At 43.1% G+C, this 14,546-nt stretch carries 14 protein-coding genes; 3 read left to right on the top strand and 11 right to left on the bottom strand.

From position 1 onward, the window contains the following. Window positions 1-63 precede the first annotated feature (63 nt). A complete protein-coding gene (gene vapC / locus O9324_RS17235; RefSeq protein WP_079206164.1) occupies window positions 64-477 on the top strand; it encodes a type II toxin-antitoxin system VapC family toxin in 414 nt (137 codons plus the stop codon). A 53-nt stretch (window positions 478-530) separates the two neighbouring features. Here the strand turns inward: vapC and O9324_RS17240 are convergent, their stop codons facing one another. Together O9324_RS17240 and O9324_RS17245 are read right to left on the bottom strand one after the other, a co-directional pair. After that, window positions 531-743 carry a DUF433 domain-containing protein gene (locus tag O9324_RS17240; RefSeq protein ID WP_288140833.1) on the bottom strand — a complete coding sequence of 71 codons (213 nt, stop codon included), beginning with the start codon at window positions 741-743 and terminating at the stop codon, window positions 531-533. 113 nt (window positions 744-856) lie between these two features. After that, complete coding sequence (locus O9324_RS17245; RefSeq protein WP_002767277.1) at window positions 857-1,552, bottom strand: response regulator transcription factor; 696 nt, start codon at window positions 1,550-1,552, stop codon at window positions 857-859. A 304-nt stretch (window positions 1,553-1,856) separates the two neighbouring features. On the opposite strand from O9324_RS17245, the gene O9324_RS17250 reads away from it, so the two are divergent. After that, window positions 1,857-4,013 (top strand): putative PEP-binding protein, encoded by a 2,157-nt coding sequence (locus O9324_RS17250; protein ID WP_288140824.1) that lies wholly within the window; start codon window positions 1,857-1,859, stop codon window positions 4,011-4,013. A 175-nt stretch (window positions 4,014-4,188) separates the two neighbouring features. Here O9324_RS17250 and O9324_RS17255 read toward each other — a convergent pair whose 3' ends face one another. From O9324_RS17255 to O9324_RS17280, 6 genes are all read right to left on the bottom strand, one after another. Next, a complete protein-coding gene (locus O9324_RS17255) occupies window positions 4,189-4,311 on the bottom strand; it encodes a hypothetical protein (protein ID WP_288140825.1) in 123 nt (40 codons plus the stop codon). 355 nt (window positions 4,312-4,666) lie between these two features. After that, window positions 4,667-4,816 carry a hypothetical protein gene (locus O9324_RS17260; RefSeq protein ID WP_288140826.1) on the bottom strand — a complete coding sequence of 50 codons (150 nt, stop codon included), beginning with the start codon at window positions 4,814-4,816 and terminating at the stop codon, window positions 4,667-4,669. A 141-nt stretch (window positions 4,817-4,957) separates the two neighbouring features. After that, window positions 4,958-7,708 carry a glycerol-3-phosphate acyltransferase gene (locus O9324_RS17265; protein WP_288140827.1) on the bottom strand — a complete coding sequence of 917 codons (2,751 nt, stop codon included), beginning with the start codon at window positions 7,706-7,708 and terminating at the stop codon, window positions 4,958-4,960. Window positions 7,709-7,911: 203 nt separating this feature from the next. Continuing rightward, window positions 7,912-8,526 (bottom strand): Uma2 family endonuclease, encoded by a 615-nt coding sequence (locus O9324_RS17270; RefSeq protein WP_288140828.1) that lies wholly within the window; start codon window positions 8,524-8,526, stop codon window positions 7,912-7,914. A 308-nt stretch (window positions 8,527-8,834) separates the two neighbouring features. After that, window positions 8,835-9,488, bottom strand: a complete 654-nt coding sequence (locus tag O9324_RS17275) for a HupE/UreJ family protein (RefSeq protein ID WP_002789850.1) — start codon at window positions 9,486-9,488, stop codon at window positions 8,835-8,837. A 14-nt stretch (window positions 9,489-9,502) separates the two neighbouring features. Then, complete coding sequence (locus O9324_RS17280; RefSeq protein ID WP_002789851.1) at window positions 9,503-10,429, bottom strand: class I SAM-dependent methyltransferase; 927 nt, start codon at window positions 10,427-10,429, stop codon at window positions 9,503-9,505. A gap of 332 nt (window positions 10,430-10,761) precedes the next feature. On the opposite strand from O9324_RS17280, the gene O9324_RS17285 reads away from it, so the two are divergent. Beyond that, complete coding sequence (locus tag O9324_RS17285; protein ID WP_288140829.1) at window positions 10,762-11,958, top strand: homocysteine biosynthesis protein; 1,197 nt, start codon at window positions 10,762-10,764, stop codon at window positions 11,956-11,958. Window positions 11,959-12,010: 52 nt separating this feature from the next. Here O9324_RS17285 and O9324_RS17290 read toward each other — a convergent pair whose 3' ends face one another. The 3 genes from O9324_RS17290 to O9324_RS17300 form a co-directional block, all read right to left on the bottom strand. Then, complete coding sequence (locus O9324_RS17290; RefSeq protein WP_288140830.1) at window positions 12,011-13,273, bottom strand: pentapeptide repeat-containing protein; 1,263 nt, start codon at window positions 13,271-13,273, stop codon at window positions 12,011-12,013. Window positions 13,274-13,284: 11 nt separating this feature from the next. Then, window positions 13,285-13,950, bottom strand: a complete 666-nt coding sequence (gene lipB, locus O9324_RS17295; RefSeq protein WP_288140831.1) for a lipoyl(octanoyl) transferase LipB — start codon at window positions 13,948-13,950, stop codon at window positions 13,285-13,287. Between the two features lie 67 nt (window positions 13,951-14,017). After that, on the bottom strand, window positions 14,018-14,546 hold a 529-nt coding region (locus O9324_RS17300), incomplete at its 5' end, for an RNA-guided endonuclease InsQ/TnpB family protein (RefSeq protein WP_288140832.1).

The following is a 14,546-nucleotide window of genomic DNA, read 5'->3' on the forward strand; positions in this document are numbered from 1 at the left end:
AATTAAAGCCTTTAAAGGTAAGCTTAAATGGGAAGGAAACCTTGAGGAAATGAGGCACAATCAATGATTCTTGTGGATTCTAGTGTTTGGATTGATTATTTCAATGGTTATAATACTACGGAAACAACAGAACTTGATTTATTGCTGGGAGTTGAGCCGATAGCTATTGGTGATATTATTCTCACCGAAGTTCTCCAAGGTTTTAGGAGTGATAAGGATTATCAAATAGCCTATCGCTTACTAACTTCATTGACTATTTATGATTTACTAGGTTTGAGAATGGCATTGAAAAGCGCAGACAATTATCGCCAGTTACGCAAGAAGGGGATAACTATTAGAAAAACTGCTGATGTTATTATTGCCTCCTTTTGTATTGAAAATAATCTTCCGCTCCTTTTTTCAGATAAAGATTTTATTCCTTTCGTGAAGCACTTAAAGCTAATTTCAGCTTGTCCTACTACTAATGATGAACGATAATTGAGTTGCGACTCATTTCTATTAGGGAATGTTGAGTAAATCGACTAAAAACTTCATGGTGCAATTTGGTAGATGCTTTTTACCTGAGTTAATCGAGTGGCAAACAATAACGCCGCTAGAATATCCTCCCGTTCCAAATCATCGTAGTCGGCTAAAATGTCTTCGATACTCATGCCAGAACTAAGTAATTCTAGGATAAATTCAACAGGATAACGCAATCCTCGAAGGCAAGGTTTGCCATGACAGATATTTAAATCGAGGGTGATTCACTGCCAAAGTTGTTTTTCCATCGGTAATTCAGTTGCTTGTCATCTGCCTTTTTCCCCAGGGGATATTTCTAAGAAGAAAGTTGCCTGCTACTTTGTCCTTAGCTGCTATATTAACTGGTTAAACCGTGTTTTAGGGCAAAACGTACCAATTCCGTGCGACTATTAGTACCAGTCTTGCTAAATAAGCGACTGACGTATTTTTCTACGTTTCTGACGCTTGTTTCTAGACGACTGGCAATTTCTTTATTCATCAACCCCTCCGCTACTAAATCTAAAACACTTTGTTCCCGGGGGGTAAGATCAACTTTAATCGGGGGGGGAGTGGTAGTAAAAGTGTTCTGTTGTCCCACCTGCTGTTTTAATTCCCGGATATCTCGGGCAATTTCTTCTAATCTAGCGTTTTCGCTGGTGGCTTGCAAGGATTGACGACGGCGCTCGATTAAAGACTTGATTAATGCTTCTAATTCTTCGGGATCGAAAGGCTTGGATAAATAAGCATCACAACCGGCATTATAACCCTGAATGCGATCGCTTGTCATCCCCCTTGCAGTGAGAAAAACCACGGGAATTGTCTGAAAACGAGCATCTTCGCGCAATTTCTTGAGAAACTGATAGCCATCCACCTGCGGCATCATAATATCGGAGATAACTAATTCCGGAATTTCTTGATTGAGTAAATCCCAGGCTTCGTTAGCATTACTAGCAGTTCTTACCTCGAAGTCATCCCCGTACTGTAGATATGCTTGCACAGATTCACGAACCCCCGGTTCGTCATCCACTAACAAAACTTTCGCAGGTGTGTCCATCAATTTCTCGCAGCGATCGAATATTGTCCGAATCCTATCTTATCAGCTAAGGAGATAGGAGTCAGTAATCAGGAGGCAAAAGGCAAAAGGCAAAAGGCAAAAGGCAGCTTTTTTCTTCCTAACCCTACCCATCTCCCCACTTCCCCGCTCCCCACTTCATAATTCATAATTCATAATTCCCCACACCCCACTTCCCAGATCATCCTCAAGATAGTGACGCTGAGTTAAACTAGCAGATAGAACTAAAAAGTTACAAAAATCACACAATGATTTTACAATCCTTTCACCATTCTTAACAAATCCCGTGACCATTCTCTGCTGGCTCGATCGCATTAGTGCTTCTGATCGCCCCCTGGTGGGGGAAAAAGCTTTTATTGCCAGTGAATTACACCAGCGAGGATACCCAATTATCAGGGGATTTGCCATTTTTAACCGCATTTTTGCGGAATTTTTGGAAACTATTAACAATGCTGACTCGTTCCTGACTGATTTTCCCCAGTCTTCCCTCTATTTAGACGTAGATAACCCAAAAGCTCTGCAATTAGTTGCGAGAGAAAGTCGGCGGGCCATTTTACAAGCGCAAATTCCTCCTCTCTGGTTAGAAGAACTAGAGGCGGCCGTGGCACAATTATCCATGGATAGCCTAGTATGGCGCTTTTCCTTACCTGCTCATCTGGCTCGGCGAACTCTCGGTTTATTTTCCGCCCCCATCAGTGGAATTAAAGCAGATAATCTAGAAAATGCCCTAAAACAAGCTTGGGCGGAGTTATTCACCGCCAGAAGTCTATTTTATTGGCGAAAAGTGGGAATTGGTTTAGAAAAAATTCAATTATCTTTACTGGTACAACCGTTATTACCAGCCAATTGTGCGGGAAATGTGCTGATTAATGAGGATAACTGGCAAATTCAGGCAGTTTGGGGATTAGGACACAGTTTAGCTAATGGAGAAGTGGCACCGGATACCTATATTATCGATCGCTCTGGTCAATTACGCAGTCGGCAATTAGGCAATAAATCCCGCGCTTATTATCTCAACAGTGACAGTAATCTGCTTGCACCACAATTATTAGCACCCAGTTTACAGGAAAGCTACTGTTTAGATAATTTCGCCATCGATCGCCTTTGTCAACTGGTTCAATCTCTACTGGCGGAAAAACCCAGCTTAACCAGCATAGAATGGCTGATGATGCTAGATGGTCAAATTTATATTCTCAACTGTCACAGCCAGGAAATCACACCTACTACCTCCAATTATCCCTTAAGAGGATTAGGGGCATCCCCAGGGTTGGCATCGGGAGTGGCAAAAGTGATCAGCAATTTCGACTCCCCAGAGGCAAATTTTCAGGATTGCATTCTGGTTACTACTAATTTACCTCCGAAAAAACTGCCCCATTTACGCCAAATTCGAGCAATGATCACGGAACAGGGGGGATTAACTAGCCATGGAGCCATCTTAGCCCGGGAATTAGCCATTCCTGCCATTGTCGGGGTGAAAAATGCCACAGAAATTATCCGCTCAGGCGAGATAATTTTAGTAGATGGTACGAGGGGAATTATTTCTCTAGCATCTCAGGAACAGATTTCCTTACCCCCACCACCCCCCAGAGAAACCGACGGGACGGCAATTGCTACCCGTTTGATGGTTAATCTCAGTCAAACTGAAAGTATTGTCAGAATCCGAGAACTGCCTATTGATGGCATCGGTTTATTGCGCTCAGAATGGATGATTTTAGAGTTACTTTCTCAGCGTAATCTAGAAGAATGGTTAACTCCAGAGCATCAAGAAGCATTGATCGAGAGATTAAGTGATTTAATCGCACAATTTGCCCTTAGTATCCAGCCTAAGCCTTTATTTTATCGTTCTTTTGATGCTCAACATTCGGCTAAAGACAGTCGGGGAACCCATGGTTATATTTTAGATGCGACTCTATTTGATCTAGAATTGCAAGCTTTACGACGGGTACAAACCACCAGCGCCACCAATATTAATTTACTGCTTCCCTTTGTCCGCGGGGTTGAGGAATTTATTTTCTGCCGGCAACGGGTACAATCGGCTTTACTCACTCAAGTCCCCTCTTTCCAATTGGGGATAATGGTGGAAGTCCCAGGGGTAATCTTTCAATTGAGGGATTATGTGCAAGCAGGGGTACAGTTAATCGCTATTGGTACTAATGATTTAACTCAATTACTTTTAGGTAGCGATCGAGAAGATTTCTCAGAATATTTTAACGCCCGTCATCCCGCAGTCAGGGCAGCTTTAAAACAAATTATCACCCAAGCAAAAGTTTTACAGATTCCCTGTTCCGTTTGCGGCATGGCTATCGTCCAGTATCCCGAACTTATCGATGATTTGATTGCTTGGGGCGTGACTTCTCTTTCGGTGGATACAGAAGCAGTTTTAGCCACTAGAGAGGCAATTGTTCGCGCAGAAAGAAGGTTTTTATTGGAAAATGGCAGATAACCTCGGAAAAAGGGATGTTAGGGGTTGGCTGTTGGGGAAGATGTTAAGTAGGGTTTGCGGCAAAAAGTTTTTTGGTGGGGTTAGGAGTCAGTAGCCAGTCGTCGGGAGATAGGGATTTAGGGGTTTAGGGAAATTTCAGCCAAATGCTCCACTACCCCACTACCCCACTACCCCACTACCCCACTACCCCACTTCCCCACTTCCCCACTACCCCACTACCCCACTTCCCCACTTCCCCACTTCCCCACTTCATAACGCATACTTTGTGCTTTTTGTCAAAAAAACTTTTTTTTTGCAATAAAACTACACAAAAAAAAGATCATCGTTGTGGGTGAAATTGACTCATTTACCTGTCTTAATTGGGATTACCTTCTAGGTGTGGCAAGGGTTTCAAGCGTTGCTGCCCAAAAAAGCATAAAATACCCCATTATGAAATTCTATCAAATCGCTGTAACCAGCATAACATCGTTGTTAAATAACAATCTTTCTCAATTAATTCTTAAGAATTTGTAAATATTGCGAAATATTAATTTAAATATTCTCAAGTGTTTGGAGTTCATAGATAATTTTTGCTTATCTTTGACCAACATTGGGTTAGAAGTCAGGAGTCAGGAGACAGGTTTTAGATGTTGGGGTGTTGGGGTGTTGGGGTTTTAGTTCAATTTCCCCACTTCCCCACTTCCCCACTTCCCCACTTCCCCACTTCCCCACTTCCCCACTTCCCGCTCCGGTACTCTTCTTAAACAGGATTTAGCATTAGATAAGGTTTGCTGAATAAATCTGAAAACTTTGTTGGGTAACACTTTTAGACTTTTTGTCAATCAAAAAGTACCAGATATGGGAGTGATCGGGGGGAAAATTCAGGGACTTTTTCCCTGAAAATTAGGTAATTGACCTCCTCAAAATCGGGAAAACCCCACACCCCACACCCTGTCCCCTAATGCCTAGAGAATTTCAATAATTCCTTGACTGCCATCGAGACGAATTAATTGACCATCTTTTAACAATTTCATGGCATTATGCACATCCATAACCGCCGGAATTCCGTATTCTCTGGCAATGATAGCACCATGGGATAATTGTCCCCCCACCTCGGCAATAATGCCCACAGCCTGGGATAATAAAGGGGACCATCCTGAGTCAGTATAGGGAATAACGAGAATAGTATTGGGGGCAATTTCTAGATTTTGTAAGGTTGGCATAATTTTGACTCGTCCCTCCACTGTCCCCCGACTAGCGGCAATTCCCTGTAAGCGTTTTTTGGCAGTTAAATTTGAAACTAAAAATTCTCTTTTCGGGGGTTGTCCATAAACGATATAGGGAATATCGGTTAATTGAGAGTTTTCTTGGAATTGTTGGCGACGCTGACGGATAATCTGCTTAAGATTGGCGATTTTATTATTCTGACCTAACTGAGTAACTTCTGAGTAATTTAGATAAAATATATCTCCCGTCTCCGATAATATTTGCTGCTGTAACCAGAGGGTTTCCAAAGCGAGAAAATGCCAGCGTAGGTGAGCTAAAAGACGGGAGTAAATTTCAGTCACTTGGTTTTTGATATTTAATCTTTTTTGGACATTGTGGGAAGATTTGACTTTTTTATGGCTATTATTGCCCGGAATATCTAAGGGTAGTTGTAGCAGATATGGGGGATTTTCTCGCCATCTCGGTATCGAAATATCGGTTCCTACTTCGCTTAAATAACCGTAGGTTTCTAACCAGAGGGAAAAAGCTGAGTCAAAATCTCGATCGAGCGTATTTTTTCTCAGTTCAGATAGCGATCGCATTGAGGCTATTTCTGGTGCTTGGGAGTTATCCAATTTCTCAAAAGGTACTTGCGAGATACTGCGACGCAAAGCGAAGCTAAGGGGGGCAAGAATACTATAATAGGTAGCTTTTTTTAAGACGGTTAAAATTTCTTCAATTTGCTCTAAAATCTCCCCAGAAGATAAAGCTTCTAGGGAAGTAGCGTTAATTTTTTCGAGCGTCGGGATAAAATAGTTTTTTTGATCTTGGCTAAAGTCTTTTTCTAACTGTAATTCCCGTCCTAAAAGTTTTAATAAACCAGGGGAATTAGCCAAGGTTGCCGTTAAAGGTGGTTTGGTAAACTTTGCCCCTTTGGTCAGAAATTCTAAGCTTTCTGGAGGTAATCCCATGCGACGGAAAATGGTTCCTAATAAAGAAGCATTAAAATAGGCTCTTTGATAGTGTAAAGTCGCTGTTTCATTGAAATCCAAATCGAGGGCTTTTTTGTCTAAAACTAACTGGAAAATATCTCCCCAAACTCCACAGGTTAAAGGACGATTAATCGACCAAGGCAAAGGACGAATCACTCCGGGGATAACTTCAGCGGCGATTTTTCTTGTCCAAATTGGCTGTAAATTAGTGATAGGACGGCACTGTAATAACCATAATTTTCGTCCGTCATGAGTCCATTCTATATCTTGGGGAATGCCATGATCAAGGGTTTCTAATTGCCGACAAAGATTAGCTACCTGTTGAATAATAGCTGGGGGAATATCTCCCGCTCCGATGATGATGTTTTCTTCTAAATTAACTCGATAACTTTCGGGGGTGATTCTTCCCGATACAACTCTGGTGGCATCTCCGGGTAAAGCTTCAATAACCACATCTAAACTGAGAGGATTAATCGGATCACGACTGAAGGCAACCCCCGAAAAAACTCCTCGAATTTGTTCTTGAATTAACACAGCCATGGCCGTGTTTTCTTGACCTCGATCGAGTCGATAATTAACAGCATTAGGACTATTATAGGAGGTTTGGCAACTTAAAATCGCCGCCGCTAAATTTTCTTGATCGATGACGTTAAGAATTGTGGTATATTGTCCCGCAGATGAAGCGGTTTCACTATCTTCTCCAATAGCGGAAGAGCGCACGACTAAGGGATGATTAATATCAGGATGAAGAGATTCTATTAACGGCTGTGGATCATCACCGGGTGGTAAAATCCAACCCCTAGGAATGGGATAACCGGCACGCTTAAGATAGGCTAAAGTGGCGGCTTTTTGTCCCACTTTTGAAGCAGCGAGATTGTCATCAAGAGTTTGGATAGATCGATCTCCACGAAAAAAACGAAACATAGTTTTTGATTCATTGTTAACACTTGCTTCGGGTAAGTCTAAATCGTCGGCGATTTTTTGAAAAATTGCCCCTAATAAACAGGCTAAAGCAATGGCCGTTATAATATAACCTGAATCGTGGGGACGGCGCAAGGTGAGAATTAAAGCTAATAAAAATAATCCTACCAATCTACCCGTAGATTTTTCCCGAAAAATAGTAAAGCTAATTCCACTAATGATTGAGGTGAGAAAAACAGCGACAAAATCGTGAACGATTAATCCCCAGAAAACATTAGTAGTTCCTGCACCTTTTCCTAACCAATAGCGTCCCATGACTAAGGCAATTAAAGCTAATAATTCCCAAGTAGAGCCGGTGGGAAAAAATAAACGGGTTAGGAAAATAACGATAATTCCCTTGGCTGCTTCCGAAATTACCGCCAAAATTCCCACTAATTTACCCCCATGGTAAAAGGCGGCAGTTACACCGATATTACCAGTACCTAATTGGGATAATTTACGTCCAGTTACGAGATAATTTATCCAATCGATCAGAGGCAATCCCCCGATTATAGGACAGACTAAAAAAATAAATAGGGAACCCCAAATTTCTCTCATTTAAAATGCGTCTTAGTTTACGATCTTGTCTTAGTAACGACCTTGAGAACATGAACACGAAAGCGATAGAATAAATTGAGATTAATGGCTTAAAAACCAAGCAGATGGAGCAAATAAAGGCAATAATTGCGAATTTTAAGCGGCAAAATCAACCCCTCAAACTGAACAAAAAAACGAAAAGAGTAAGGTGGACGATGCACACCCTACAGACTTAAGAAAATCTGATTGACAGTGAGATTTAATTCCGTGAAAGTCTGGGAAATTAGGCGATCGCTGTCTCGAAATTGCCGAATTTGATATTCTTCCTCAACTAAGCGACAAACAGAGATTGTCGGTTGTTTAGAAGTGCCAAGAAAATTACGCCCACCTAAGGCTGCATAATCGACAATCCAATATTCAGGAATACCCATTTCTTCATAATCAGCAAATTTTAAGTAGTAATCATCACGCCAGTTAGTCGATACCACTTCAATGATCAGAGGGATAGATGCACCCTCACTAATAATTGATTCTTTTTTCCATAATTTTTCCTGAGCGAGCTTGGTTCGATTTAGCACTAATACATCAGGAAAATAACCAGAATTTTTACCAGTAGGTCTGACAATCGCTTGGTTAGGAATTAAATAAGGAAGCCCCAGTCTATCAATTATTCCACTGAGTTTAACAGTTAAAAATCCTTTGATTTCCTCGTGTTCTCCTGCGGGTTGTGCCATTTCAATAATATTTCCATTGTGTAGCTCATAACGTACTCCAGAATTTTCAGGCAGCCAAGGGACGAATTCCTCGAAATTAACAGTTTTAGGTAAGGTTTGGCTCATAGCTGGCAAAATAGCATTCTCTCTCTACTAACTTCCTTGGCTCTATTTTAGGGTTTGCGGCAAAAAGTTTTTTGTGGGGGCAGGGTATGGGGTGTGGGGAGTTTTCTGCTGTGAACAGTGAACAGTAAACAGTAGCAATGCTCACCCTACAGACTCTCTAGACAATCTGCAAACAATCTGCGATCAAACTATCGATGCTGCGCCCCTAGATTGCACCTGCTCTGATTGGTGGGGGCGTATATGTACGCCCTTTCTTCGATCCCATAACCTCAAGAGAGCCATTAATAATTAGCCCCACCGAGATTAATTTACTTAATTCCCACTAAAAAAGTTGTACCGATCGCCATAATTGCCAATCCGATGAACTTACTAATTAGAGTCGCTTGCTTGGCTAATTTTTCCTTGATGACACTGCCAAGGAAAAAAGCACCAGATGCGATCGCTAATTGGATGACGGTAAAACCAATTAAATAGGCAACTAAAGCGGCAACTCGCGCCCCGATAATGGATTCTCCGTAGGCATAACCGTGGAAAATTCCCGCGATCATTGCCAGAGTTGCCAGAGCGATCGTATAGAGATTAGAATGATTTTGTAAACCTTTTTTCAGGGTTAAAATTACGCCAAAAAGCACCACAGAAAGAGCAACAATCCCTTCAGGAAAAAGTAAACTTATTCCCTGTAAATGAATCCCCGTCCCGATTAAAGTGGCAATCGCAAAAGCGATCGGAATTAATAAACCCTGTTCCATCCCCACAGCAATTAAACCACTAGCCACCACAAAAGCTAAATGATCTAAACCGATAACCGGGTGAGCTAAACCCGATAAAAATCCGTTCCAAAAATTATCGGGAGTTTGCCCTCCCGTGGCATGATGGGCGAGGGTTTTGCTGGCAAAAATTAACAGGAAGAGAGGGACAATAGTTAATATCTTTGTCCAGCTTTGACGAAAAATTATCTTCATTGATTACCTCAAAATTATGATTCGGAAACCCGCGCAACAATCGCCCGGTGTCGGGGACTGGTGGGGGTAATGATCGGTGCTTGAAACCCCGCTTCAACTAATGCCTGTTCGATATCGAGAGTAAAATATTGATCGAGATAGGGTTCGGTACTCTTGAGTAAGGTGAGGACATAAGGGGGCATTTTTCGATAAATTTCCGAGCGCGGATTCATATCCATCAGCGTCAAATAACCCCCCGATCGCAATAAACGACGCGCTTCGGCGAAAATTTCTCTAGTAGCCTGTTGGGGTAGTTCGTGGAACATTAAAAACGAAGATACCAGATCGTAGGACTGACTGGGTAATTGAGTTTTTTCCGCGGCTGCGTGTTGCCATTGAATCGTCTTTTGTTTTTGTTGAGCCTGGTATTGGGCAACGGCTAAATAGTAGGGAGAGAGATCTAACCCAGTTACCCGCGCTTGCGGATAAGTATCTTGCAGCGCGAAGCTGCTCATGCCGACACTACAGCCTAAATCGACAATATCGTTAATTTCTGCCTTGATTTGCTCCTTCAATATCCGGTGATATTCCCGTCGCAATCGCGGGTCGCCGTCCATCCCCGCCCCAGGCCAAATGGTAGAATGGACAGCATAGGTGGCAGATTCTACCTCAAAAGCTGGCAACCAGTCTAAATTGCCCTTTTCGTAAGCGTGCAAAGAACAAACGTAGTATTCGGGATAGACGAGATCGGGGTTTTCTACCGCTTGCAGTTCCTGACTCCAATCCCGTTGCTGCCATTGTTTGACGGTTTCTCGCCAAGGTACGCCTAGTTTTTCGGCTCTTTTAATCATCATATTGCGGGCCTGATAGCGAGCGATGTCAAAAAGCGGTTTTATGCCGAGAATACGGTTAACTAGACCAGAAACAGGATTAAAGGAGGCCGGAACGGGTGTAACTGTCATAGAAAAGCTTCGATCGTAAATTTTCCCTTTTTCATCTTATAACAGTAATCAGTAATCAGTAATCAGTAATCGGTGAAAAGACAGCACTGTTATGGCCATTTAATACTGCTCAGTTAATACCACTGACTGAAAACTCACATCTGATTACTGTTGACTGATAACAGCAAAAAGCTCCCTAACCCCCATCCGACCAATTTTTAAGTAGGTAGGTGTTGAAAACTTTCAGATGCCCCCCTTATTAAGGGGGGATTAAGGGGGGATCGGCACCCCCCTTATTAAGGGGGGATTAAGGGGGGAGCCATCTTCAATTTAATTATAACCAGCTACTTATTATGAGAACAATCGCTGAAATCAACGACAAAATCGCTAAAAAAACTGCTGTAGTCTGGACAGTAGAGGAATTAAAAAGCCGCGTGAGTGAGATGGGAATTAAGGAGGTTTTTTCCCAAGTAGATGTGGTTTGTACAGGAACTTTTGAACCGATGGAATCTTCGGGGGCAATTATTAATTTAGGTCAGACGGATCCGCCGATCAAAATTCTTCAATGTTGGTTAGATGGCATTCCTGCTTATGCTGGTTTTGGGGCGGTGGATTTATATTTAGGAGCCAGTGCTATTAGTGATCTAGCGGCCAAAAATGAGAATTTAGAGGGAGAAAATCCCGAAAGGGGCGGCGGACATATTATTGAGGATTTAATCGCCGGAAAATCGATTCAATTGCGCGCTGTCGGCCAGGCTACCGATTGTTATCCTCGCACTTCTTTTGAAACGATTATTTCTAAGGATACCATCAATCAATTTTATCTTTTTAATCCTCGCAATCTCTACCAGAATTTTATCGTCGGAGTCAATGGGGGAGAGCGGACTTTATATACTTATTTGGGACCACTACAGCCGCGATTAGGTAATGCAGTTTATTCTAACCCTGGCGCAATTTCTCCCCTGTTAAATGACCCCGATTTAGAGGCTATAGGCATCGGTACGCGCCTTTTTTTGGGAGGAGGAATCGGTTATATTGCCTGGGAAGGAACCCAACATTTTCCCCTGCAAAAACGCCTACAAAATCGCACTCCTATTGGCCCCGCTTCCACCTTAGCCTTAATTGGTGATGCGAAACAAATGAATGCTCGTTGGGTGCGAGGTTGTTATTTCAAAAATTATGGGGCTTCTTTAATGTTAGGAGTAGCGGTACCGATTCCAATTTTAAGCGAGGAAATCGTTCGACATTGTGCGGTAAAAGATGAGGAAATTGTCGCTCCAGTGGTGGATTTTTCCATTCCCCGGCGAGTCCGTCCTACCTTTGGTTTAATCACCTACGCTAAACTAAAAAGCGGTCGGATTATGATCGAGGGAAAAAGTGTTAAGGTGGCTCCTTTGGCCAGTATTTCCTTAGCCCGGGAAGCCGCTTTAGAATTAAAAGCACTGATCGAATCGGGAGAATTTACCCTCACAGAACCCGTGGCAAAAATTAATCTAGAGCGGACTTTTATTCCCCAGGATCGTTGGGGCGGAAAATTATCAATTGAGTAAAGCCTAAAGATATTATCCAACAAGGTTTTTAGATTTATTCAGCAAACCCTAATTATCGACCCAAAAGATTGGCAATATCACCACACCCCCCCGGAATGGTTGCGCGGGACTTTTCCCCACACCAACGACAACAATAGTGACGTTGTTCCTCGCTCATGTTTTTCACCCCGGTAAAATTGACATTTTCTACCACTGCTCCCGTGTGTTCTCCAGTGTCATAATTGGGGGGAACGGTACGACTGCGGGGGGTAGCATTTTCTAGGGAACCGTAAAATAAACGCATCCCTTTCATATCTGCCCCTCTTAAATTAGCTTCGTAGAGAATTGTCCGCGATAAATTTGCTTTTACCAAATCGCCATAACTTAGATCGGCCCGCACCATATTCGCTTCGCTTAAATCCGTCCAGCGCAGATCCTGTCCAGAAATGTCGGCCCCCGCTAACATTACCCCCAATTGTACTACTCTTGTACCGAACTCTCGATCCTCCGCATAACCCCCTTCCCCGTCTAGAATCGGTCGCCCTAGATAACGATCGCGTTTAATCGGTGATAATAGCCGCGATTGACTCAAAAAACGCAGTATTTTCGCTTTTCCGGCGGCATCGACACTGCTGAGGATGGAAGCGGTGCGACCTTCTGCGATCGCTCTTTCCTGGGGCCAATCTTCTAAAAATCCCTCCTCATCCAAGGCTAAATCAGAAATCCCCTGAAAATAGGAATCGATCGTCTGTTGTTGGGTAATGCGATTTTGTTGTATGGTTAAATCCTTAGAAATAACGTACTGTTCCCAGGCCACATAAACCGCTAACACGGCGATCATAATCTGTCCCAAGGCCCCCACCCACTCGGCCCAGGAACCGAACTCATCGTATTTAAAACTCTCCAACCATCGCAATATGCGATCGTAAACTCCTAAATATTTCCCTAATCCGGCCAGAGCGGCTATAAAAACGATAAAAGCGAAAACCGTCTGACGTTCAGAGGGGGTGAGATAATGGGCGATCCACTGGCGAATAGAGGGTAAAATCACCTGTAAAGATATTAATATCGCTACTATCGCCCCAGAAAAGCCTAACCAGTCCCAGCTAAAGACGAGGCCGATGGTCATCACCATCAGGGGGGCCAGTAATAACCCCGCGTTACCCGGTCGAAGGTCTTTTAATACTAGGATGCGCTGACGCAGAGGATTACGGGAAGATAAGGAGGAGACGTATTCGGAGGCATCGGGGGGCGATAAACCGGCTTTACCGTTATTTTCGGGGTTATCAGTCCTATTTTCCGCCGCGAGTTTTTCTGGGTCTTTGCGATCGCTCATACTAATCCTTGTCAAGAGAAAATAGAAAATAATTCCACACCGAAAACTGAGGCGAAAACTCTCGATAAATCTTGCTGTACTTGCCTAAGACTAATATTAGGCAGAAACTGCCCTAAACTGCCCACGGGTTTATTAGCAATCCCACAGGGAATAATCTCGGCAAACCCGCTTAAATCGGGACAAACATTGAGGGCAAAACCATGATAGGTAATCCAACGACTAACTTTAATACCGATCGCAGCTATTTTATACCCTTCTACCCATACCCCTGTCAAGCCCGCGATTCTTTGCCCCGACAATCCATAAATAGCGATAGTTTGCAGGATGACTTCTTCCAATTGTCGCAAATACCAGTGTAAATCCTGCCGATAATAGCGCAAATTGAGGATCGGATAGCCCACTAACTGCCCCGGACAGTGATAGGTAACTTCGCCTCCTCGCTCGATTCTATACACTTCTTTGTCGGTTTTGTCAAGATTAAATTTAATAAACTTAATATCTGAACCGGTACCGAGGGTGTAAACGGGGGGATGTTCCAGTAGGAGCAGCATATCGGGCAAGTCGGGATTAGCGATTCTTGCCTCCACCAGCGCTCGCTGTTGCGACCAAGCGCGAGAATAGGGAGTAATTGCCTGAATTTTTAGCCCACAGAGACGAGGCATTTTTTGAGTATTCATCGAGAGATGTGATTGTTGACGCTCCCCGCTCTAAAAAGACGGGGATTCTTCGTTCATTGAGTCTCCGTTAGCAAGCAGGATTTCTCCAACCAACCAAGAGGGAATCTCTCCCCCCCCCACCCCCCCGATGTCGGGGGGGCAGGGGGGGGTGCGTGCGCCCCACGCTACTTAATCCCTTTTGCAAGATGTTTAAAGCGGCGTTTCTGTCTCGACAATCTGTATATCCACAATGAGGACAAACATGGGTTCGAGTAGATAGCGACTTGTGGACTTTTTGTCCACAATTAGAACAATTTTGAGACGTATTATGAGGTGAGACAGCTATAGTTAACTTGCAGTATTTGTCCCCAAAATACTCTAGCCATTGCCTAAAAACAGACCATCCTGCATCGGTTATCGACTTCGCTAAATGACGATTTTTGACCATGCCTTTGATATTTAAGTTTTCATACGCGATTAAGTCGTTAGACTTAACTAAACGGAGTGCCACACTTTTGACAAACTCTTCTCGTTGCCTACTTACTCTTAAATGTTTCCGAGCATATCGCTTTCTAGCCTTGTGATAATTACGAGATTGTTTTTTACCCTTACGGTAT

The sequence above is a fragment of the Microcystis sp. LE19-84.1B genome, assembly GCF_027531875.1.
Taxonomy (GTDB): Bacteria; Cyanobacteriota; Cyanobacteriia; order Cyanobacteriales; family Microcystaceae; genus Microcystis; species Microcystis panniformis.

Coding starts and splice junctions, on each gene's coding strand:
- vapC (WP_079206164.1), top strand. CDS start 64: ATGATTCTTGTGGATTCTAGTGTTTGGATTGATTATTTCAATGGTTAT.
- O9324_RS17270 (WP_288140828.1), bottom strand. CDS start 8,526: ATGAGCCAAACCTTACCTAAAACTGTTAATTTCGAGGAATTCGTCCCT.
- lipB (WP_288140831.1), bottom strand. CDS start 13,950: ATGAATACTCAAAAAATGCCTCGTCTCTGTGGGCTAAAAATTCAGGCA.
- O9324_RS17275 (WP_002789850.1), bottom strand. CDS start 9,488: ATGAAGATAATTTTTCGTCAAAGCTGGACAAAGATATTAACTATTGTC.
- O9324_RS17290 (WP_288140830.1), bottom strand. CDS start 13,273: ATGAGCGATCGCAAAGACCCAGAAAAACTCGCGGCGGAAAATAGGACT.
- O9324_RS17285 (WP_288140829.1), top strand. CDS start 10,762: ATGAGAACAATCGCTGAAATCAACGACAAAATCGCTAAAAAAACTGCT.
- O9324_RS17245 (WP_002767277.1), bottom strand. CDS start 1,552: ATGGACACACCTGCGAAAGTTTTGTTAGTGGATGACGAACCGGGGGTT.
- O9324_RS17265 (WP_288140827.1), bottom strand. CDS start 7,708: ATGAGAGAAATTTGGGGTTCCCTATTTATTTTTTTAGTCTGTCCTATA.
- O9324_RS17280 (WP_002789851.1), bottom strand. CDS start 10,429: ATGACAGTTACACCCGTTCCGGCCTCCTTTAATCCTGTTTCTGGTCTA.